The 19928-nt window shown below is 69.8% G+C and carries 18 protein-coding genes; 7 read left to right on the forward strand and 11 right to left on the reverse strand.

Annotation, left to right across the window (positions count from 1 at the left end; genetic code table 11):
- Window positions 1-75 precede the first annotated feature (75 nt).
- The 6 genes from ACZ7M7_RS32015 to ACZ7M7_RS32040 all read right to left on the reverse strand — a co-directional run bounded on the left by ACZ7M7_RS32015 (window position 76) and on the right by ACZ7M7_RS32040 (window position 6369).
- Window positions 76-792, reverse strand: coding sequence for an LPXTG cell wall anchor domain-containing protein (locus ACZ7M7_RS32015; protein ID WP_472122899.1), 717 nt, complete (start codon window positions 790-792; stop codon window positions 76-78).
- Between the two features lie 268 nt (window positions 793-1060).
- Window positions 1061-1939 carry a PhzF family phenazine biosynthesis protein gene (locus ACZ7M7_RS32020; RefSeq protein ID WP_451174549.1) on the reverse strand — a complete coding sequence of 293 codons (879 nt, stop codon included), beginning with the start codon at window positions 1937-1939 and terminating at the stop codon, window positions 1061-1063.
- Window positions 1940-2010: 71 nt separating this feature from the next.
- Window positions 2011-2847: a carbohydrate ABC transporter permease gene (locus tag ACZ7M7_RS32025; protein WP_383605666.1), complete on the reverse strand. Its 837-nt coding sequence runs from the start codon at window positions 2845-2847 to the stop codon at window positions 2011-2013.
- A complete protein-coding gene (locus ACZ7M7_RS32030) occupies window positions 2844-3827 on the reverse strand; it encodes a carbohydrate ABC transporter permease (RefSeq protein ID WP_472122903.1) in 984 nt (327 codons plus the stop codon). The genes ACZ7M7_RS32025 and ACZ7M7_RS32030 overlap by 4 nt, the downstream gene beginning before the upstream one ends.
- 2 nt (window positions 3828-3829) lie before the next feature.
- Window positions 3830-5131: an ABC transporter substrate-binding protein gene (locus ACZ7M7_RS32035; RefSeq protein ID WP_472122906.1), complete on the reverse strand. Its 1302-nt coding sequence runs from the start codon at window positions 5129-5131 to the stop codon at window positions 3830-3832.
- Window positions 5128-6369 carry an aminotransferase class V-fold PLP-dependent enzyme gene (locus tag ACZ7M7_RS32040; RefSeq protein ID WP_472122909.1) on the reverse strand — a complete coding sequence of 414 codons (1242 nt, stop codon included), beginning with the start codon at window positions 6367-6369 and terminating at the stop codon, window positions 5128-5130. Before ACZ7M7_RS32040 ends, ACZ7M7_RS32035 begins: the two co-directional genes overlap by 4 nt.
- A 237-nt stretch (window positions 6370-6606) precedes the next feature.
- Here ACZ7M7_RS32040 and ACZ7M7_RS32045 point away from each other — a divergent pair, with 237 nt between their 5' ends.
- The 5 genes from ACZ7M7_RS32045 (at window position 6607) to ACZ7M7_RS32065 (ending at window position 12226) form a co-directional block, all read left to right on the forward strand.
- Complete coding sequence (locus ACZ7M7_RS32045) at window positions 6607-7332, forward strand: FadR/GntR family transcriptional regulator (RefSeq protein WP_383605654.1); 726 nt, start codon at window positions 6607-6609, stop codon at window positions 7330-7332.
- Window positions 7333-7417: 85 nt separating this feature from the next.
- On the forward strand, window positions 7418-8323 hold the full coding sequence (locus ACZ7M7_RS32050; RefSeq protein WP_472122913.1) for a hypothetical protein: 906 nt from the start codon (window positions 7418-7420) through the stop codon (window positions 8321-8323).
- A gap of 52 nt (window positions 8324-8375) precedes the next feature.
- A complete protein-coding gene (locus ACZ7M7_RS32055) occupies window positions 8376-8789 on the forward strand; it encodes a hypothetical protein (RefSeq protein ID WP_472122915.1) in 414 nt (137 codons plus the stop codon).
- Window positions 8790-9073: 284 nt separating this feature from the next.
- Complete coding sequence (locus tag ACZ7M7_RS32060; RefSeq protein WP_472122918.1) at window positions 9074-9901, forward strand: class I SAM-dependent methyltransferase; 828 nt, start codon at window positions 9074-9076, stop codon at window positions 9899-9901.
- 219 nt (window positions 9902-10120) lie between these two features.
- Window positions 10121-12226, forward strand: a complete 2106-nt coding sequence (locus ACZ7M7_RS32065) for a SpoIIE family protein phosphatase (protein ID WP_472122921.1) — start codon at window positions 10121-10123, stop codon at window positions 12224-12226.
- 94 nt (window positions 12227-12320) lie between these two features.
- Here the strand turns inward: ACZ7M7_RS32065 and ACZ7M7_RS32070 are convergent, their stop codons facing one another.
- Window positions 12321-13745: a Gfo/Idh/MocA family protein gene (locus ACZ7M7_RS32070; RefSeq protein ID WP_383605638.1), complete on the reverse strand. Its 1425-nt coding sequence runs from the start codon at window positions 13743-13745 to the stop codon at window positions 12321-12323.
- 313 nt (window positions 13746-14058) lie between these two features.
- Here ACZ7M7_RS32070 and ACZ7M7_RS32075 point away from each other — a divergent pair, with 313 nt between their 5' ends.
- Complete coding sequence (locus ACZ7M7_RS32075) at window positions 14059-14901, forward strand: endonuclease/exonuclease/phosphatase family protein (protein WP_472123323.1); 843 nt, start codon at window positions 14059-14061, stop codon at window positions 14899-14901.
- Window positions 14902-14952: 51 nt separating this feature from the next.
- On the opposite strand, the gene ACZ7M7_RS32080 is transcribed toward ACZ7M7_RS32075, so the two are convergent.
- The gene (locus ACZ7M7_RS32080) at window positions 14953-15330 is read right to left on the reverse strand and encodes a MerR family transcriptional regulator (protein WP_451174520.1); all 378 of its coding nucleotides are present in this window, start codon (window positions 15328-15330) and stop codon (window positions 14953-14955) included.
- Between the two features lie 116 nt (window positions 15331-15446).
- On the opposite strand from ACZ7M7_RS32080, the gene ACZ7M7_RS32085 reads away from it, so the two are divergent.
- Window positions 15447-16520, forward strand: coding sequence for an alkene reductase (locus tag ACZ7M7_RS32085; protein WP_451174517.1), 1074 nt, complete (start codon window positions 15447-15449; stop codon window positions 16518-16520).
- Between the two features lie 27 nt (window positions 16521-16547).
- On the opposite strand, the gene ACZ7M7_RS32090 is transcribed toward ACZ7M7_RS32085, so the two are convergent.
- The 3 genes from ACZ7M7_RS32090 to ACZ7M7_RS32100 form a co-directional block, all read right to left on the reverse strand.
- Window positions 16548-17000, reverse strand: a complete 453-nt coding sequence (locus tag ACZ7M7_RS32090; protein WP_472122926.1) for an SRPBCC family protein — start codon at window positions 16998-17000, stop codon at window positions 16548-16550.
- Between the two features lie 169 nt (window positions 17001-17169).
- Complete coding sequence (locus ACZ7M7_RS32095; protein WP_472122929.1) at window positions 17170-18513, reverse strand: carotenoid oxygenase family protein; 1344 nt, start codon at window positions 18511-18513, stop codon at window positions 17170-17172.
- Window positions 18514-18550: 37 nt separating this feature from the next.
- Window positions 18551-19837, reverse strand: coding sequence for an MFS transporter (locus ACZ7M7_RS32100; protein ID WP_472122932.1), 1287 nt, complete (start codon window positions 19835-19837; stop codon window positions 18551-18553).
- Between the last annotated feature and the right edge of the window lie 91 nt (window positions 19838-19928).

The following is a 19928-nucleotide window of genomic DNA, read 5'->3' on the forward strand; positions in this document are numbered from 1 at the left end:
CTGGTGCACACACCCGCGGCGGCGCGGAGCAGACATCGGCTCCGCGCCGCCGCGATGGCGTCCGCTGGTGATGCGCTAGCGGCGGGACGCCGCCCGGCCTCGCCGGTACAGGAAGGTTCCGGCTGCCAGCAGCGCTCCGCCGCCGGCCATGGCGGCCAGGACACCCTCATCGATGCCGGTGTCGGGCAACTCCCCTGCGGGGATCGGCTTCTCGGGTGCATGCCTGGTCGGCGTCGGCGAGGGTGAGGCCGGCGGGGTGCTGTGCGGCGGCGGAGACGTGGGCGGCTCCTCGGGGCCGTATCCGGCTGGTTCGTCCGGGCCGTACCCTGCTGGTTCGTCGGGGCCGTATCCGGCCGGTTCGTCCGGGCCGTATCCGGCCGGTTCGTCATGGCCGTACCCAGCCGGTTCCTCCGAGCCGTAGCCGGTCGGCTCATCGTGGCCATACCCCGACGGTTCCGACGGCCCGTACCCGGACGGTTCCTCGGGTCCGTATCCGGATGCTTCCCGCGGGCCGTGCGACTCCTCACGGTCGTGCGTGGACGGTTCGCCTGTGTGGTGCCCGGATGTGCTGTGCTGGTCCTGTCCCCACATCTTGTCGAACCGGGACATGGTGTCTTCGACCTTGGAGTGCATGGCGTCAAACTGCTTGACGTCGAACGGCTCGTCCGGGAAGTCCCACTGGAACGCACGGCTCGACGGCGCGGCGGGCGCATCCGCCTCCGTGCCTTGTGGATCGTGGGCCGCGAACGCCCATGTGCCGCACAGGGACAGGGCGCTTGTGGTGGCGGCCACGGCCAATGCCCTGCTGAGGATCTGTCGCACTCTCGTTGTCTTTCTCTCGGACGGCAGGGTCGCGGCCGGTGCACATATGACGCTGCACCTTCGCACTCGCCGCGACGCGCAAATTGTGCACGAACGGTGAAGGTTCGCAGGTGCTGAAATGCTTGTACTGCTCCGGAATTAACCCAATCGTCCGCCTGTAGGGCCAGAAGGCCTCGAAGTAAAAAGGCCCTCCCTCGCCGGAGATGAACCCGGCGAGGGAGGGCCTGTGACAGGTGCTTCAGCCGATGCGCGTCCCCGCGCCACCGACTCGGACCCGCGGGTCACCCGCGCGCAGCGTCACGGTGAGTTGACCAGGGCGGCCCAAGTCCGTGCCCTGGTGCAGCGTGAGGACGGTGTCCTCCTCGACCAGGCCCAGCTCGCGGGCGTACGCACCGAACGCGGCGGCCGCGGCGCCGGTCGCCGGGTCCTCCACGACGCCGCCGACGGGGAAGGGGTCACGGACGTGGAACACGGTGGGGGACTCCCGCCACACCAGTTGAACCGTGGTCAGGTCCAGGCGGTGCATCAGGGCTTCGAGGCGAGTGAAGTCGTAGCTGAGATCCGCGAGGCGGGCGCGCGTCGCCGCCGCGAGAACGAGATGGCGGGCGCCGGCGAAGGCGACACGGGGCGGGAAGGCCGGGTCGAGATCGGCGGCGGGCCAGTCGAGCGCGGCGAGAGCCTCCGTGAGGTCGGCGTCCGCGATCTCCTCGATGTGCGGTTCCACGCTCGTGAGCGTGGCCCTGATCGTCCCGCCCTCCTCGGTGACCTCCACCGGCACGGTGCCCGCGCGGGTCGCGAACACCAACTCCCCGGAGCCGATCCGTTCGGCGAGCGCGACGGCGGTCGCGACGGTGGCGTGCCCGCAGAACGGCACCTCGGCCTTGGGGCTGAAGTACCGGATGGTGTACGCCCGTCCGGCCTGGCCGGCGAGGTCGTCCGGGGGCGCGGTCAGGAACGCGGACTCCGAGTATCCGAGGTCGGCGGCGATGGCCAGCATGTCGTTGTCGTCCAGGGCACTGGCGTCCAGAACGACGCCGGCGGGGTTTCCACCGTCGGCGGTGCTCGAGAAGGCCGTGTAGCGCAGCACCTCGGGCTGCTGCGGCGCGTTCGTCGTCATGCTCGTGGCAACGCGGGGCGAGCCCGCAAGCATTCCCGCGACTCGCCCCGTCAGGTCGGCCCGCCTCCCTCTCAGCCCTTCACCGCCCCCGAGGTGAGGCCTTGGACGATGTGCCGGCTGGCGAAGGCGAAGAGGAGCATGGTGGGCAGAATCGTGAGCACGGCCGCCGCCGACATCGAGCCCCAGTCGATGTTGAAGCTGGAGATGAAGCCGTTCAGGGCCGTGGGCACGGTCTTGTTGCTGTCGCTGTTCATGAGCGTCACGGACAGGAACAGCTCGTTCCAGCAGTTGACGAAGTTGAAGATGAAGGCGGCGACGATGCCCGGCCGCATCACCGGCAACAGGACGCGGAACAGCGCCGCGAACCGGGACAGGCCGTCGATCATGGCGGCCTCCTCCAGCGCGTCCGGGATGTTCTCGAAGAAGCCGCGGAGCATCACCGTGCAGAAGGGGATGCACACCGCGATGTAGACGAGGGTCAGGCCGAAGCGGTTGTCGACCAGCTTCAGGTCGGTCATCAGCAGGTAGAGCGGCCCGAGTGCGATGAACGAGGGGATCATCTGGGTCACCAGGGCGGCCATCAGCAGCGCGGACTTCGTGCGGAACTCGAAGCGGGCCAGCACATACGCGGAGAGCATCGAGATCACCGTGGCCGTCGCGCCCGCCACGGTGGAGACGACGAGACTGTTGGTGAGGTACGTCCCGAAGTCGGCCGTGCCGAACAGACCGCTGTAGTTCTCCAGGGAGAAGCGCTCGGGCCAGTAGGCGAGCGGGAAGTGGAAGATGTCGCCGGGTGCCTTGAGCGAGGTGACGGTGATCCAGTAGAGCGGGAAGACGGTGAAGAGCAGCCACACGCCGAGGAAGGTGAACTTGACGACCCGGCCGACCGTGGACTCCTTGCCGATCACGACCGCACCCCCTTCTTGTCGCGCGTGGCCATGAGGAAGAACACCGCGAACACCAGCAGCGCGGCCACCACGAGGAGGCCGAGCGCGGAGGCCCTGCCGTAGTCGCCCTGCTGAGTGATCTTGATCATCCAGGTGGTCACGATGTGCGTCTCGTTGTTCGGCCCGCCGCCGGTCATGCCGAAGATCAGGTCGGGGAAGTTGAAGATCCAGATCACCCGCAGAAGCACGGTCAGGGCCAGCGTGGTGCGGATGTACGGGATGGTGATCTGAAAGAGCGTGCGTGACTTGCTCGCGCCGTCCAGCGCCGCCGCCTCGTAGAGCTCGTCGGGGATCGACTGGAGAGCGGCCAGGATCATGATCGCGAAGAAGGTGACGCCGTACCAGATGTTCGCGATGAGCACGGCCACCATGGCCGTCTTCGGATCCGCCAGCCAGGCGATCGGCTCGTCGATCAGACCGGCCTTCTGCAGCAGGTCGTTGACGACGCCGAACTCGCTGTTGAACAGCCAGCGGAACAGGATGCCGATGAGGAACCCGGAGATCGCCCAGGGGAAGAAGATCAGCGCCTGGTAGAGGCCACGGAAACGGAAGCGCCGGCGCAGCCACAGGGCGAGGGCGAAGCCGATCACCAGCTGGGGGACGATCGAGCCGACCACCCAGACCCCGGTGTTGCCCAGTACGGTGCCCCAGGCGGGGTCGGCGAATACGTCGCTGAAGTTCTTCAGCCCGACCCATGAGGTGTCGGTCAGGTCGGTCAACTTCCAGTTGCGGAAGGCCATTTGGCCGCCCGCGATCATGGGGTAGTAGGTGAAGACCGCTACGAAGACCGCGGCCGGCGCCATGAAGGCGGCGATCTGCAGGCCACGCCGGGTGGTGAACTCCCGCCTCCGGCCGCCCCGTTGGGGGAGACCTCGGTTGCGGGAGGCCTCCCCCCTGCCCGGCCCCGTCGTCTTCGCTGTAGGTGTGGACGTGACGGACATGCCTACTGCTCCTGCTGCCACTTCTCGGTCCAGTACGCGTCCCAGCCGGCGAGCAGCTTCTTGGGCGTCGTCTTGCCCAGGATCAGCTTCTGCACGTCGGCGTCCGCCTTCTGCTGCCATTCGGCCCACCAGGTCACGCCGCGGGGCTGGGTGACGACCAGGTATTTGTCGGGCTGCTCGGTCATGGTGACGTAGCTCGACCAGGGACCGGTCTTGTAGAAGGGGTCGCTGGTCGCGGACTTGAGGATGGGCACCAGGCTGTTCTTCTTGGTGAAGGTCGTCGACGCCTCGCCCTGCGAGAGGAACTCGACCAGCTTGACCGCCTCGGCCTTGTGTCCGCTGCCCTTGGCGACACCCCACCCGGCGGTGGCCAGCGGCTGTACGGTCTTGCCGCCCGGCCCGGCCACCAGCGGCGCGGTGCCCCACTGGCCCTTCGAGATCGACTTGGACTCCGAGACCGTGGCGATCACCTCGGGGTCCTGGAGCAGGAACGCCGTCGAGCCGTTGGAGAAGGCCTCGACCATCTCCGGGTAGCCCCAGGACACGGACGACTTGGGGGACGCCTGCTTGAAGAGCTTGAGGTAGTTCTCCATGGCGTCCTCCGCCTCCGGGGCGGAGAAGATCGTACGGCCGCCCTTGAGCTTGAAGCCGTTGGCCGGGTCGACCTGGTCGGCGAGGTAGGCCTCGATGGCGGCGGTGGCATTGCTGTTGGAGTTGGCGCCGCCGCGGAACGCGTAGCCGTAGCGGCGCTTCGCCGGGTCGTGGATGGCGGAGGCCTGCTCCACGAGTTCCGCCCAGGTCGCCGGCGGCTTGCTGAAGCCCGCTTCCTTGATCAGGTCGGTGCGGTAGAAGAGGCTCAGGCCGTAGAAGCCGTACGGGACGAAGTACGTCCTGCCCTTGGCGTCCTGCGAGGCGTTGACGGCGTTCTCCGTCATCGCCTCCCAGCCCTTCCAGCCGTCGAGGTCCTTCTTCATGTCGTGGAGCCAGCCGTTGTTCGACCAGGGCCCGACGGTGATGTCGCGGACCTCCAGGACATCCACCCCGCTGCCGGATTGCAGCATCTGCTGGAGCTTCTGGTCGGCCTGCTCGGTGGGCGGGGAGACCAGGTTGACCTTGATCTTGGGGTTCTGCTGCTCGAAGTCGGCTATGAGGTCCTTGAGCAGGTCGGTGCGGGTCGGGTTCGTCAGGCTCTCGACCATGTTGAGGGTGACTGTTCCGCTCGCCTCGGGGCTCATGGTGGAACAGCCGGTCAGGACCATCGCGGCGGCGGTGCCGAGCGCGAGAACTGCCGTCCTTCTTCTCATTGTGCTGACCTCTTCCTTCGGTTTTCTCGTGCCCACCTGCCGAGGACGGGGACGCATTCCTCGGCGAAGTACTCGTAGTCGGCGGCTGTGTTGTAGACGTGGGCGGACAGGCGCATGTAGCCGACGCCGTCGAAGCTGGTGAACGCCGCCTCCACGCCCAGTTCGAGGGCCACCCGGTCGCGCAGTGCGTCGGCCTCGACGCGGTCGGCGGCGAGTCCGTCCGGGAGGCGCACCAGGCGCATCCCGGGCACGGGCATGCCGACGTCGACCGCGGTGTCCGCGCCGGTCAGTTCGGCGAATGAGGCGCCGATGACACAGGCGCCGTAGTCGGCCAGGTCGTCCATGTAGCGGCGGGCGGCGGTCCAGCCCCAGGTGCGCTCGATGAGGGCGAGGGACGTCGGCGCGGCCAGGTAGGCGGTGGCGTCGACGGTGCCCTGCTGGTCGAACCGGTCGGGGTAGGGATCGGCCGCGGCCCACGAGTCGATGAGCGGGTGGAGCCGCTCGCGCAAGGGGCCGCGGGCGACCAGCGCCGCGGTGCCGCGCGGGGCGCAGCCCCACTTGTGCAGGTTGCCGGTCCAGACGTCGTAGGTCGCGTCGGCGAGCGGGGCGGCGAGGAGCCCGGGCGCGTGCGCGCCGTCCACGAGGACGGGGATGCCGCGCCGCCGGGCCTCCGCCCCGATGCGTTCCACCGGCAGCCGCCGTGCGGTCGCCGAGGTGATCTGGTCGACGACGACGAGCTCGGTGGCCTCGCCGAGTTCGTCGGTCACGGCCTCGTAGGCCTGATCCGCGTCCGCGTCCAGCGGCACCCGGGCGGTACGGACCCGGCCGCCCCACCGACGTGCAAGCCGCTCGGCACCCATGGTCACAGCCCCGTAGCCGTGGTCGGTGACGACGATCTCCCCGCCCCGGCGGAGGGCGAGAGCGGCATAGACGACGCTCGCGCCGGCGCTGGCGTTGGGCACCAGGGCGAGGTCCCCGGGGTCGATGCGCAGGAAGTCGGCGAGCTCGACACGGGTGGCGGCGAGCCGCTGGGGCAGTGCCGGGAACCACACCACGGGTGAGCGTTCCATCTCCACACGCAGCAGTTCCTGCCGCTCCTGCGCCACTAGTGGAACCGCCCCGAAGGAGCCGTGGTTCAGGTGCTTGAGGGCAGGATCCAGCGACCACGCCCGGTCGGCGGGCCGGCCGTCCGCCAGCAGCAGAGGGCGCGGCGCCGTGGTCACCTCGGTCTCGCTCACAGGACTCCAGATCTGGGCAGGGGCGGGCCGACGGAAGGTCGGACTCCGCCGGACACATCTGATGACTCGGCATCCTGCACACCTTCTCCGGCGGAAACAAGGGTCGTACAGTGAAAGTCATCAGATGACTTCCGGGCGGCATGCATCCGACACATCTGATGACTCGCCACACCTCGCTACAGTGCTCCGAGGGGCCGCGGCATGATCGCGGACCCGTCAGGGGAGGAAGAGGGACGGATGTCCGCAGTCGAGAAGGCGTTCCACGGCCTACGGCACATGATCGCGTCGGGGCGCCTCGGTCCGGGCGAGCGCATTCCGCCCGAGGGCGACCTCTGCGAGGAACTGGGCGTCTCACGGGGATCGCTGCGCGAGGCCGTACGGATGCTCGCCGCCCTCGGTGTCATCGAACCGCGGCACGGCTCGGGCACGTACGTCTCACAACTGAGGCCCGAGGACGTCATCGGCAGCCTCTCCCTGACCCTCGAACTCCTCCCGCTGTCGGGCCTTTTGGAGGTCTACGAGATCCGGCGCGTCCTCGAGGCCCACGTCGCCGCCCAGGCGGCGGCCCGGTGCACACCGGAGGCGGTGCGCACGCTCTTCTCGCTCATCGAGGACATGGAGGCCACGAGCGACCCCACCAAGGCCTCCGAACTCGACCACCGCTTCCACGCCGAGATCGCCCGCGTCGGCGGCAACCCCACCCTGGCCACCCTCCTGGCGGTCTTCCGCGCCCGCTCCCGCAAGTACCAGGTCTTCACCCTGCCCGAAGGCCCCGAACTGCGCAGGAAGAGCGACGACGACCACCGCGTCCTGGCCACCGCCATCGCCGACCACGACCCCGTCGCGGCGGCAGGAGCCGCACAGGCGCACGTAGCCCAGACGGAACGGTGGCTGCGGGCGTTCATGCCGCCGATCGAGGAGACGCACGTCCCGGACGGGACGGACGCGGTGGACGAGGCTTAGAGTGCGGTTACCGGAGCACAATGCACAACGATCCAGTCCTCGAATTCATGAGGTTTCTGCATGATGCCGATCCAAATGGGTCACCGTGACTGACGCCGCCGCTCGCGCACGGCAGCGGGTGGAACTCGCGCAGAGCGACACGGCTGAACGTCTTGCACTGGCGCGTGAGTTCTATGACGCGGTGCCGGGCGGCTTCTCCCGATACGGGTACGCCGAGTTGAGCTTCATGCGCTGGTCGGCCGCTCGCGGAGTGCTGGAGCCGGAGACCGCGGCTGTGGCCGGCAGCCCGTGGTGGCGCAAAGTCAATGAAATGCTGCTGCGGGACAAGGTCGAGGCAGGTCTTTTGGCCGCCGGCAATTCAGGAAATGCCGGCAGCCACAGTGTTCGGTACTGGATGGATTTCATTGCGGAACCCTCGCCGACCCGGTGGTACCGGGCGCATAACGCCAGCATTGTCGCGGGTTATCTGAAGTATGAAAGCCTGGCGTCCGAGGAACTCAAAGTAGAGCGATTCATGATGAACGTCGCGCTGATTCGAGTTCTTTATACCCATGCCATGCTGGCGAATCCGCGCCTCGCGCTGGGGCGACGGCTGGCCTTCCTCGGCCCCAGGCTGGTGGACCCGCGCCACCGGAGCGTCAAGATGTTCCTCGACCTCGGCCGGTCGTTCCCGAGGGAGTACCCGGTGGCCGGGTCCCTCGACGAAGTCGTCCTCGCCGAGCACGCCCTCGCCCGCATGCTCGACTACGGCCTGATCGCCCCGCGTCTTCCCGCGCTCTACGAGTTCGCGGCCGAGGCACTCGAAGAGCCGCGGCTGACCTCCCTCCTCGATGACGGCGTACCGGCCTATGTGTGGCCGCACGCCGATCGTTCGGTCTGGTTCATCGGAAACACGGGACCCCACCTGCGGGCCATCGCGAGGATGACGGGGGCACGTCTGCTCTGGGCGCCCTCTCCGTACCGTCGGCCGTACCGGAGGACGCGGGGGTGAGGCTGGTTCGGTCCGGTTGGCACGGTCCGGGGTTCGCGGGCAGGATGCTGCCATGCGCAAGCCGTACCAGGCCCAGGCCCCGGCTCGTCCGGACGCCTCCTCCGGCGCCACCCATGCAGTGCTGTCCCTGTGGTCGCAGGACTCCGTGCTGTCGATCGGTTCGGTCGGATCGGTGCTGTCCATCGGCTCCGTCGGGTCGGCCCTCTCCATCGGCTCGATCGGCAGCGCGCTGTCGGTCGGCTCGATCGGTTCCAGCCTGTCGCTGCTGTCCTTCGGGTCGTGGCTGAGCACCGGGTCGGTGCTGTCGGCCCAGTCGACCTGGTCCGCGCTGTCCTGGCGTTCCTCACGCAGTTTCCTGTCCTCCGAGGGCAGGAAGGTCGCGGGTGTACTGGGGGTCGCGGGCGCGGCGGCGGGAGCGGCGGTGCTGCTCGCGCGGACGACGCGGTCCGGGCGTCAGGTGCATTGATTCACCGAGCGGCAGCAGCCGCGCCGAGCACGCGCGCCGACGCCGTTTCGAGCCGCGGCCTTCTTGGGCCGTTCGGCTCGGGGCCCGGCGCGCCTGGGCGGCGCAGCCGGCCTGAGGTGGAGGATCGGTGGGACGGAGGCCACAAGGCGGGCCGCCCCGGTATCGCTCGACTGCGCGAGGAGGTCGGTCATGAAGCCGTTCGACGACGCCATCCTCGCTGCTCGGGCGCGGGGCACGGAGCCCTGTGAGCCCGGTCGTACGCTCGGTGACGGGCGGGCGGCGGCGTGACTGCCGCGCCGGGAGGGGGCGCGTACGGCGGTGGCCGTTACGGCGAGGACGTCTTCCGTCCCGAGCAGGTGGGGGAGGGCGAGCGTATCGACTTCGGTGCGCTGGCCTACGACGACATCACCATGGGACGGCTGCGGGCGCTGGGGGTCGGCCCCGGCTGGCGCTGCCTGGACGTCGGTGCCGGAACGGGCACGGTCTCCCGTCGGCTGTTGGGCGAGGCCGGTGTGGACAGCGTGCTGGCCGTGGACCGGGACGTACGTTTCCTCACCGAGCGGCCCACGCCCGGGCTGGATGTGCTGGAAGCCGACCTCACGGCCCCGGATTCCGTCCGCGGCACATTCCGACTCGTCCACGCGCGGTTCGTGCTGATGCACCTGGCCGAGCACGACCGGCTGATCACCAGGCTCGCCGAACTGGTCGCGCCCGGCGGTGTGCTGGTGCTCAGCGACGCGGTCGACCTGACGAGTGACCGGGCGCCCGGCACGCCGTACACCGCGGTGATGCGGGCGATGTGGCAGGGGCTGCGGGCCGCCATCGGGACCGATGTCTCCTGGGTGCCGTCGTACCCACAGCTGTTGCGCGGGGCGGGACTCGTGCCGGTCGCCGCCGAGATCCACGTGCCGCCGCTGGTGCCCGGCAGTCCCATCAGCCTTTTCTGGGCGGACACTTGGGAGCGGAGCAGGGCGGCGATGCTCGCCACCGGCCTGGTCGACGACGCGGGTATCGACACCGCGATCAGGTACCTGGGCTCGCAGGAGTGCGCCGCGCTGTCGGCCGGCATGCTCACCGCGTGGGGCTGGAAGCCCGAGGCAGGAAGGCCGTAGGGGCGCATTACGATCCCTGTCTTGGACGACCACCGGCCTGACTCGGGCCACTGAAGCTCCGCGACCTCGCCGGCCGCGCGGTCCGAGATCGGTGGGTCGGCAGAGCGCATGATGTCGGCAGGGGAGACGTCTGCGGGTGCGGTCCTGCCGACCGTGGAGCACGCTGGGACATGGGGCAGCGTACCCCCGAGCGATCGCAGCACCTCGGAGGTGGGTCCCGTGGCGGACAGGGATCCCGACGGGCCGGTCGACGAGGCGGCCGCCCTGATGCTGGAGGCGCTGTTCACGCAGTCCCCGGTAGGGCTCCACCTCATCGACACGGACCTGCGGGTGCTGCGCGTCAACACCGCCACTCCTGGCATGCGGAACCTATCCATGGACGACCTCCGGGGGCGACCGGTCCATGAGGTCTACAGACTCGTGGATGACGACGTGGAGGCGCTGCTGAGAGAAGTGCTCGACACCGGGGTCCCCGTGCGGCAACGCATCGTCCGGGCGCATGTCGAGGGGGATGCGCAGGAGCGGAGCTTCGAGGTCAGCGCGCTGCGCCTGGAAGGGTCGCAGCGGTCGGTGCTCGGGGTGGCGGTCACCGCGGTCGACGTCACCGAACGCGAGAGGGGCCTGGCCCGCACCAGAATGCTCGATGTGGTGCGGGAGCGGGTGGGACGCACGATGGAGCCCGCCTTGATCGGCGAGGAACTCGCCGCGGCCGTGGTGCCCGCGTTCGCCGACGTCGCCGTCGTGGACGTGGTGGACGCCGTGCTCCGCGGCGATGATCCCCCTTTCGCCCCGCCGCCCACCGGCACGCTGGTCATACGCACCGCATTGCACGGCGCCGGTATCCGGCCGCCGCATGCCCGTGCGGTGGGCGACGTCCGCCGCCTCGCCGGTCCCACGCCTTTCACCCAGGCCCTGACCGACCTGAGCCCGAGGGTGGTCCAGCTGGAACAGGACACTTCGTGGCTGGACGCCGATCCCGCTCTCGCGCAGGCGATCCGCTCATCCGGAGCCCATTCCCTCCTCGTGGTTCCCCTGACGCTGCGCGACGCCGCCCTCGGGATCGTGAGCCTGTACCGCACGGAGCACTCGCCGGCCTTCGACGAGGACGACCGTGCGTTCGCCGTCGAGTTGGCCACGCACACCGCACTGTGCATCGACAACGCCCGTCGCTACACACGTGAACACACGATCGCCGCCACGGTGCAGCGCCAAATACTGCCCCGCCGGCCGGAAGCCCACGCATGGCTGGAGACCGCCTACCTCTCCCTCACGGGTGCCGACCCCGGCGCCTGGTACGACACCACCACCCTGTCCAGCGCCCGCACCGCCATCGCTGTCGGCGAGGTGTCGGGACGCGGTGTGCATGCAGCCGCGATCATGGGCCAGCTCCGCACCGCCGTACGCTCCCTGTCGGTGTTCGACCTCACCCCCGACGAACTGCTCGCCCGTCTGCACGACACGGCGGGGCGCCTTGCCATTGAACGGGCCCACCTCCCGCTCGGCGATCCGCTGCGCCAAGAAGCCCTCACCGCCGACTGCGTGTACGCGGTCCACGACCCTCTGACCGGCACGTGCACGATGGCGGCGGCCGGCGGGCTGGCCCCCTTGGTCGTACGTCCGGACGGGTCGGTGTCCCTCTCCGGCGCACCGGCCGGGCCCAGGCTGGGGAGTGCGGAGGGCGCGCCCTTCGCGGCCGTCGAGTTCGACGTTCCGGCCGGCAGCGTCCTGGTGTTCGCCAGTGACCCGCTCCTCACTTCGTATCTGGCCGAATTCCCGGGCCCGTTGGCCGCGGTGTCCCACTACGCCGACCGCCCGCTCCAGGAACTCGGCGATGCCCTCGTCTACGCTCTGCCCGCCGATCTGGGCGTCAGTGACGCCGCGGTGATCGTCGCGCGCACCCGGGCGTTCCCCGCCCACCGCTGCGCCGCATGGCCACTCGACCCCGAGCCGGCGGCCGTGGCCGACGCCCGGCGCCGTACGCGCCGGCAACTCGCCGCGTGGAACATCGATGACGAGACCTCCTACAACATCCAGCTCATCGTCAGCGAACTCGTGACCAACGCCATCCGGTACGGCAGTCCACCGATGGAACTGCGACTCATCCATGACCGCACCCTGACCTGCGAGATGCGTGACGCCGGCTCGGCCACCCCCCACCTGCGCCACGCCGCCACGGTCGACGAGGGCGGAAGAGGCCTGTTCATCATCGCGCAGTTGGCCCAGGCATGGGGGACCCGCTTCAGCACGCGAGAGAAGACGATCTGGGCCGAGCAGGCACTGCCCGGCGACGCTGAACCTGAGGGTTGGCCTGATCGACAGCCCTGACCCGACCGCGGCCCAGGACGTCGACGCCCGGGCACGCTCACGCCGAGCCGGGGCCGGGCCGACCGAAGGGCACCGGCGCGGCCCCGGCCTGGGATCAGCCGACGGGTGGCATGTCCGTGGGGCTGGAGTCGAGCCCGGGGCGTTTGCCGGCCCAGGCGCCGCGGGTGAAGTCCGGGATCTCGACCGGGCGGCCGTTCCTCGCCAGGGACGCGGCGCTCAGCGGGACCGCCGAGCACCAGGCGGCCGAGTCGTACACGTCGATGTCGGGCACCAGCCCCGCGCGCATCAACTGGACGGTGCGCCACTGCAGGACGTAGTCCATGCCGCCGTGGCCGCCGTTGTTCGCGGCGTCGTCACCGACCTTCTGCCACAGCCAGTGGTCGTACTCCTTGCGGTAGTCGGCGAAGTCGCGCCAGGTGTGGCCGCCGTGGTCCGGTTCGAGATAGACGCGCGCGCCGGTCGGGGCGGGCCCGGTGTAGTCCTCGACGATGCCCCGGCTCCCGGCGAGACTGTTGATCCTGCTGTACGGCCGGGGTGAACTCACCTCGTGCTCGGCCCGGATGATCCTGCCCTTGTCGGTCTCGATGAGGCAGGTGACCAGGTCACCGTTGATGTACGTCTCTTTCCAGGACGGGTGGTCGCGCGGGACGAAGCGTTCGCGGTAGTCGGCCAGTCCCTTCGGGGCGGTAGCGGTGGCGGCGAGGGTGGTCATCCGGTCGCCGCGGTTGATGTCCATGGCTGCCGCGATCGGGGCCAGCCCGTGCATGGGGTAGAGGGACGCGGTGCTGCGGGTGTGCCACAGGCGCCGCCAGGAGTCGGTGTAGTAGGTGTCGGAGAACAGGAGTTCACGCAGGTCGTGGAGGTAGCCGCCGTGGCCGTTGGTGATGTCGCCGAACAGGCCGGCGTGCGCCATCCTCAGCATGGCCAGTTCGTTGCGGCCGTAGCTGCAGTTCTCGGCGAGGAGCAGGTGCCTGCGGGTGCGCTCGGAGGTGTCGACCAGGTCCCACAGCTGGCGCAGTTCGGTCGCGATGGGGAGTTCCACCACCGCGTGCCTGCCGCTCAGCAGGGCGGCCCTGCCGTGCTCGTGGTGGAACTCCCATGGTGTGGCGACGTACACCAGGTCGATGTCGTCGCGCCGGAGCATCCGGGCGTAGGAGTCGGCTGATCCGCCGTATTCGGCGGGGCGGGGCTCGCCCTTGCTCACCAGCCGGTCGGCGGCGCGGCGCGCGCGGTCGGCGCGGATGTCGCAGACGGCGGTCACGGTGCAGCCGGGCACGGCAGCCCAGCCCTCGACCATGCCGCTGCCACGGTTGCCGAGCCCGATGACACCGACGCGGACGGTTCTGTGGGCCTCGAACGGCACTCCGATCATCGACTTCTGTCCGGGACGGCGGCGGGGCGCCTGCTCGGTCGCGGCGGCCGCGGCCGGAGCCGCGGAGGCCATCCCGACCGCGGCCGCGCCGGTGGCGACGGCTCCGCCGAGGAGCAGTCGGCGGGAGACAGCGGGTGTTTCGGACATGACGGCAACACTCCTCGCTGGGGTGGCTTGCATCACTGCCGGGGCACTGTGGGGACTGTCGGGGCATGACTCTGCGGGCTCCGACGGGTCATGTCAATACGTGCTCGATAGAGTGCAGTTCCGAGCAGGTTCAAGCATTGGCGTGTGGTCGACGTACGGTCAACGTCGGCTCGGTGAAGGCGGATTCGGGCCCGGCGCCGGGGTCGGGGCAAGGGCCTGGTGAAGAGGCAGAAGCGGGTGCTGCCGACAACCCCGTCCCATAACCTCTTGTAAGGAGACGTCAGATGCCGTGGGCATCGGGATCGAGGAGGCGATGGTGTTCGGAAGGGGCACGCGGTTGTTCGCGGGCGCCGTGATCGTCGCCTGCATGGTGCTCGTCGGCCCCAGTGCACCGAGCGGCGGCCTCTTCGCCAGGTCGATGCCCGTCGAAGCCGTCAAGGACGTCGCATCGAACCGGGTCATGACGTGGAACATCTGCAACCCGTGCGAGGTGAGCAACGTCGACCGGGCTGCGGAGATCGCCGCGTACGCGCCCCAGGTCGTCGGCATGCAAGAAGCGTGCGTGCGGGACGTCGAGAGAATCCGGGAGTATCTGGAGAGCCTTCACGGGCTGGTCTACCACGTCGAGTACGGGACGGTTCTCCGGAGTTGGGGCCGCTGCGGGGGAGTGCCGTGGAGTCCGGGGGCCTACGGCCAGGCGGTCCTCTCGGCGGCGCCGATGACTGACCGCGTCAGCGTGGAGTACCCCGACGGAGGATCCGAGGACCGTGGGTACATGGCGGTCACCACCATGGTGGGTGGCCAGCCGACCCGGGTCTTCAACACCCACCTCGCCCATCGGCGTCAGGAGGAGGTCCGGGCGGCCCAGGTCGGCGTGCTGGCCGCAGAGGTCGCGCGACACGACCGCGCCATCGTGGTCGGCGACTTCAACGCTGTGCCGGACGCTTCCGAACTCGCCCGGATGTGGGCCCTGGCCGCGGATGCGGACCCCCAGTGCCATCCCTCCGCCTCGCCCGTCGGCACCTGCCGGACGACCACGGACTGGGACAGCAAGTTCGACTACATCTTCCTGCGAGGCATCGTCCCGCTCGAGCACCGTGTGCTTCCCAGCGCGTACTCGGACCACCACTTGCAGTACGCCGACCTGGACGACTAGAGACCGTACGGACCGATCGATCGCCTGCTCAGGCCGCCCTCCGGCCCGGGGTCAGCCCGTCGCGGCCGACTTCAGGCGCCTTCGGTGGGCCCGGTTCGTGGCCATCAACGTGTCGAGGGCTTCCCGGGTGCGGATGAGGTCCTCGATGTGCTCCGAGAGCCGGTCGCGCTCCTCGGCCATCCGTTCCAGCGCGGCGTCGGACGTCTCCTCGCTGGGCGAGTCGACGCAGGGCAGCAGTTCGGAGATGGTCCGGCTGGACAGGCCCGCGGCGTACATCCGCTGGAGGAACGTGACCCGCTCGACGTGGCTCTCCGTGTAGTGCCGCTGCCCGCTGGCGCTTCTGGTGCTCGAGAGCAGGCCCTGTTCTTCGTAGTAGCGCAGGGACCTGACGCTGACTCCGGCCCGTGCCGCGAGCTCGCCGATGCGCATGCCACCCCTCCCGGTTGTGATCCGGAGCACAACCCTTGCCTCTGACGTCAATGTCAGGTTTTAGCGTAACCGTCGTGCCCCCGTCCGGGCACGACGGATCACGAAGGAGACATGACGTGACGACCCTCTTCTCCGGTTACCGGCTCGGCACCCTGGCGCTGCCCAACCGCGTGGTGATGGCGCCGATGACCCGTGTCCGAGCCGCCGCGGGCGGTCTGGCGACGCCGTCGATGGCGCGCTATTACGCCCAGCGCGCCACGGCCGGCCTGATCGTCACCGAGGGGGTGCAGCCGAACCTGATCGGGCAGTCCAACCCCGGCACTCCTGGGCTGCACACCGACGAGCAGGTGGCCGCATGGCGCCCGGTGACCGACGCGGTGCACACCAACGGCGGCCGGATCTTCGCCCAGATCATGCACGGCGGACGGGTCTCGCACCCCGACACCACCGGTATGCAGCCCGTCGGTCCCTCGGCCGTCGCGGCCGTCGGCGAGGTGTTCACCCCCAACGGACCGCTTCCTGCGCCGACTCCGCGCGCCCTGGACACGGCCGAGGTGCCCGACCATGTCCAGTCGTACGCGGATGCCGCACGCCGTGCCGTGGACGCCGGTTTCGACGGTGTGGAACTCCACGGCGCCAACGGCTATCTGATCTCGCAGTTCCTCTCCTCCAACGCCAACCTGCGCACGGACCGATACGGCGGCTCGGTGAGCAACCGGATCCGGTTCGCCGTCGAGACGGCCGCCGCGACCGCCGAAGCCATCGGCGCGGACCGCACCGGGATCCGACTCTCGCCCGGAGGCGCCTTCTGGGGCATCGAGGAGACCGACGTCGCCGACCTCTACACCGCGCTCCTGACCGAGCTGTCCCGGCTCGGCCTGGCCTACGTCCACCTCGAGGCCACCACCGACGAGGAGACGCTTCTCGGTCTGCGCCGGACCTGGTCCGGCCCCCTCGTCATGAATCCGGTGCTGCCGATGGGCCCGAAGCAGACCGGCCAGGCCGACGCCGACCACTGGCTGAGCCTGGGAGCAGACCTCATCAGCTTCGGCCGCGCCTTCATCGCCAACCCCGACCTGGTGGAGCGTCTGCGCACCGGTCTCCCGATCGCTCCCGCCGACGACGCGACGTACTTCCAGGGCGGCGACAACGGCTATCTCACGTACTCGGCGTACCAGCACTCGGCATAACACCCGAGGATCGGCGTCCGGCAGGACCTACCGCTTCGCCGACTCCGCCGCCTTCTTCAGGGAGTCGAGCCAGGACCTGAGCGAGTCGTCCAGCGCCGCGGCGAGGTTGTCCCGGTCGGCGTCGATCGGAGCGCCGGCCCAGGACTCGCGGGTGCGGACCACGACGCAGTCGCCGTCCTCGGTGAACGTCCACTCGTGCACGCCGGTGATGCCGTGCGCGGGTCCGCCCCACACGATGCGGTGCCGGGCGTCGACCGCGTAGATGGTGGAGTCGATGATCAGGCCCGCGGTCGCCCAGTGGAAGGTCGTGCCGGGGGCGAGGGGACCGTCGAACCGGGCCTCGGTGATGGCGTGCTGCCAGGTGGGCCAGGAGGCGATGTCGGTGTGCAGGTGCCAGATCCGCTCGAGAGGAGCGGCGATCCGGATGGAATGGTCGGCGACGATCGGGGCGTAGTAGTCGATGGTCGTGGGGTAGGTCATGGCAGTTCCTCCGTGTGGGGCCCGGGCCGCCGTGGGGGAGTGGGCGGCGGCCCGGGCTGCTGGGGTGGGTCGGGGGCGGAGCGGGGGATCCGGCGGACTTGGCTGCCGGAGGGCGCGGGCCCCGTTCGGGGCGTGCGGGTGAGGCGGCGGACCGGGTGACCGGGGTGGGTCAGGCGGGCAGTTCGGCGTCGGGGATCCAGTGGCCGTGGATGCCGGCGGGCACCCTGCGGGGGAGTTCGACGGCAGCGACGGTGCTCAGGTCGCTCGCGTCCAGGACGAGCAGCTCCGAGGCGTCGGCTGTGAGGTCACTGACGATGGTGAGCAGGTAGCCGTCGTCCTCGCCGGCTGCGCCCTCGGCGGGCGCGAAGACGGCCTCGCCCGGCATCCGGCCCTCGCCGTGGGCGAGCAGCTTCTCCTTGCCGGTGAGGGTGTCGAACTTGACGGTGTGGTAGCCCGACAGGCCCGCGCCGGGGAAGGCGATGGCGTAGCTGTAGCGGTGGGCCGAACCCGTGTGGGCGTCGTTGATCGACGGGAACTCGGTGGCCAGGTCGTTGAGGGACTCGGTGGTGACCTTGCCCGTGGCCGGGTCGATGATCCACCGGTACATGGTCGAGCCGGCGTCGGGGCTGGTGCCGTAGCCGGGGGCGCCGACCCACCACTTCCAGGAGTTCTCCCAGGCGGACCGGTCGAAGCGCGGTGCTACGAGGACGATCCGGCCCCGCGCGTCGGTGTAGGCGTTGGCGACGTGCAACAGCGCGGCCTGGTCGGCCACTTCGAACCAGCTGGTCCGGCCCCCGGCACGCGGCATCACACCGATGCGCAGCGGGACGTCGTCGTGCCAGCGGTAGGGAATGCCGGAGTGCTCGGCGTGGTCGAAGACGACGGGCGAGTTGATGAAGACGACGTGCTCGCGGGTGATCGCGAAGTCGTGCATGAGGGACGGACCGGAGCCGTCGATGACCTCCGACTTGACGATGTCGCCGGAGGCGTCGGCCACGTAGTAGGTCAGGTACGGCGGGAAGGGGCTGTAGCTGAAGAAGTGCAGTTCGCCGGTTGCCGGGTCCTCCTTGGGATGGGCGGTCATCGCGCTGGTGAGCTTGCCGCCGAAGTCGTGGACGCCGATCGTGTCGAGGTCGGCGCTGACCTCGTAGGGCAGGTTGGCCTCCTGCAGGGCCAGGTAACGGCCCCCGTGGAAGATGATGTTGGTGGCGGCGGCGCTCACTTCGAGTTCGGTTCCGGTGAACGGCACGCCGTCCAGGAAGGGCGTGCGCACCCAGCGGTTGCGGTACCACTCGGCGCGGCCGTCGGTGAGGCGGACACCGTGGATCATGCCTTCGCCGCGGAACCAGTGGGTGGGAGTGATGCCCGGCTTGGGGTTGTGGCCGTTGCGGAAGTAGCGGCCGTGCAGCTCGGGCGGGAGGGTGCCGCGCACCTTCAGGTCGCGGCCGGTGATCTCGTCGGTGACAGGGGTGAAGTGGCCACTGACGTACGGCTTTTCAAGGTTCATCGTCATGCCTTTCAGGTCAAAGGGAGTGAGGGGGCGAGACAGTTCAGCGGGCCCGGAGGGCCGAAAGAGCCGAGATGAGGAGGGCCAGGGCGGCGCAGGCCAGGAAGGCGGCGCCGGGGGAGGGGAGCAGGGTCAGGAAGGACAGGCCGATGGCTCCGCCGATCTGGCGGGTGGCGTTGACCAGCCCGCCGGCCAGGCCGTTGTCGGCTGCGGCGACGCCGGTGGAGGACATCGTGGTGAGCCGGACGAAGGCCACTCCCAGCCCGGCGCCGATGAGGAGCGTCGGGCCGAGCAGGTCCACAGGGAAGGTGCCGTCAGCCGGAGTACGGGACAGCCAGGCCAGTCCGGCCGCGAGGACCAGCAGGCCCACGGGGAGGACATGGCGGCCGGTGACCTTGCCGGTGGCCCACGAGGAGAGGGTGATCGTGAGGGCGAGGGGCAGCTGGGTCAGCCCGGCCTCCAACGGCGAGTAGCCGAGGGCGCGTTGCTGGTACAGGGGGAGGAAGTAGAACAGGCCGAGCCAGACCGCGCCCAGCAGGGCCATCAGTACGTTGGGCAGGGTCACCACGCTCATGCGCCCCGGCAGCAGCGGGTCGGCGCCGCGGCGTTGGAGCACCACGAACACACCGAGCAGCATCAGACCGATCACGGCGAGCGGCCAAGCACCTGACAGGCCGTACGTGAGCGCGACCAGGCCCGCCGTCACCGTCACCGCGCCCACCGCGTCCAGGCTTCCGCCGCGTGGCCGGTCGGCTCGGACCAGCAACCAGGTGGCAGCCAGGACGGCCAGCGCGAGGGGCACCATCACGACGAACACCGCACGCCAGCCGTAGAGACTGGTGAGCAGCCCGCTGAGCAGTACGCCCGCCGCGCCGCCGGCACCGGACACCGCGCCCCACACCCCGAGCGCGGTGCCACGCCGCTTGCTGCCGGGATAGAGCGTCAGCACCAGGGCCAGCGCCGTGGGCGCCAGCAGCGCTGCGCCGATCCCCTGTACGGCCCTGCAGACGATCAGCACGCTCGCGGTGGGCGCCAGTGCCGCGCCGAGCGAGGACAGGGCGAACAGGCCGATGCCGAGCAGGAACACGCGGCGAAGGCCGTACACGTCGCCCGCGCGGCCGCCGGGCAGCAGCAGCGCGCCGAAGACCAGTACGTAGGCGTTGACCGTCCACGCCTGGCCCGCGTCCGACAGATCGAGCCCGGCCCGGATCTGGGGCAGAGCGACGTTCACGATCGACGTGCTCAGCACGACCAGGAACTGGGCCGTGGCCAGGACCGCCAGCGGTGTCCAGCCCGTGGTGGTCGTCGTTTGCGGTGCGGTGCGGGTCATGACTCGACACTCGCAGCGGGCACCTACCGCTCGCGTCGGTAGTCATCGCCTATACGGCTGCCTGGTACGACTGGAAGCTCTCGCGTCCCTG

It is taken from the genome of Streptomyces sp. NPDC111606 (assembly GCF_055656945.1).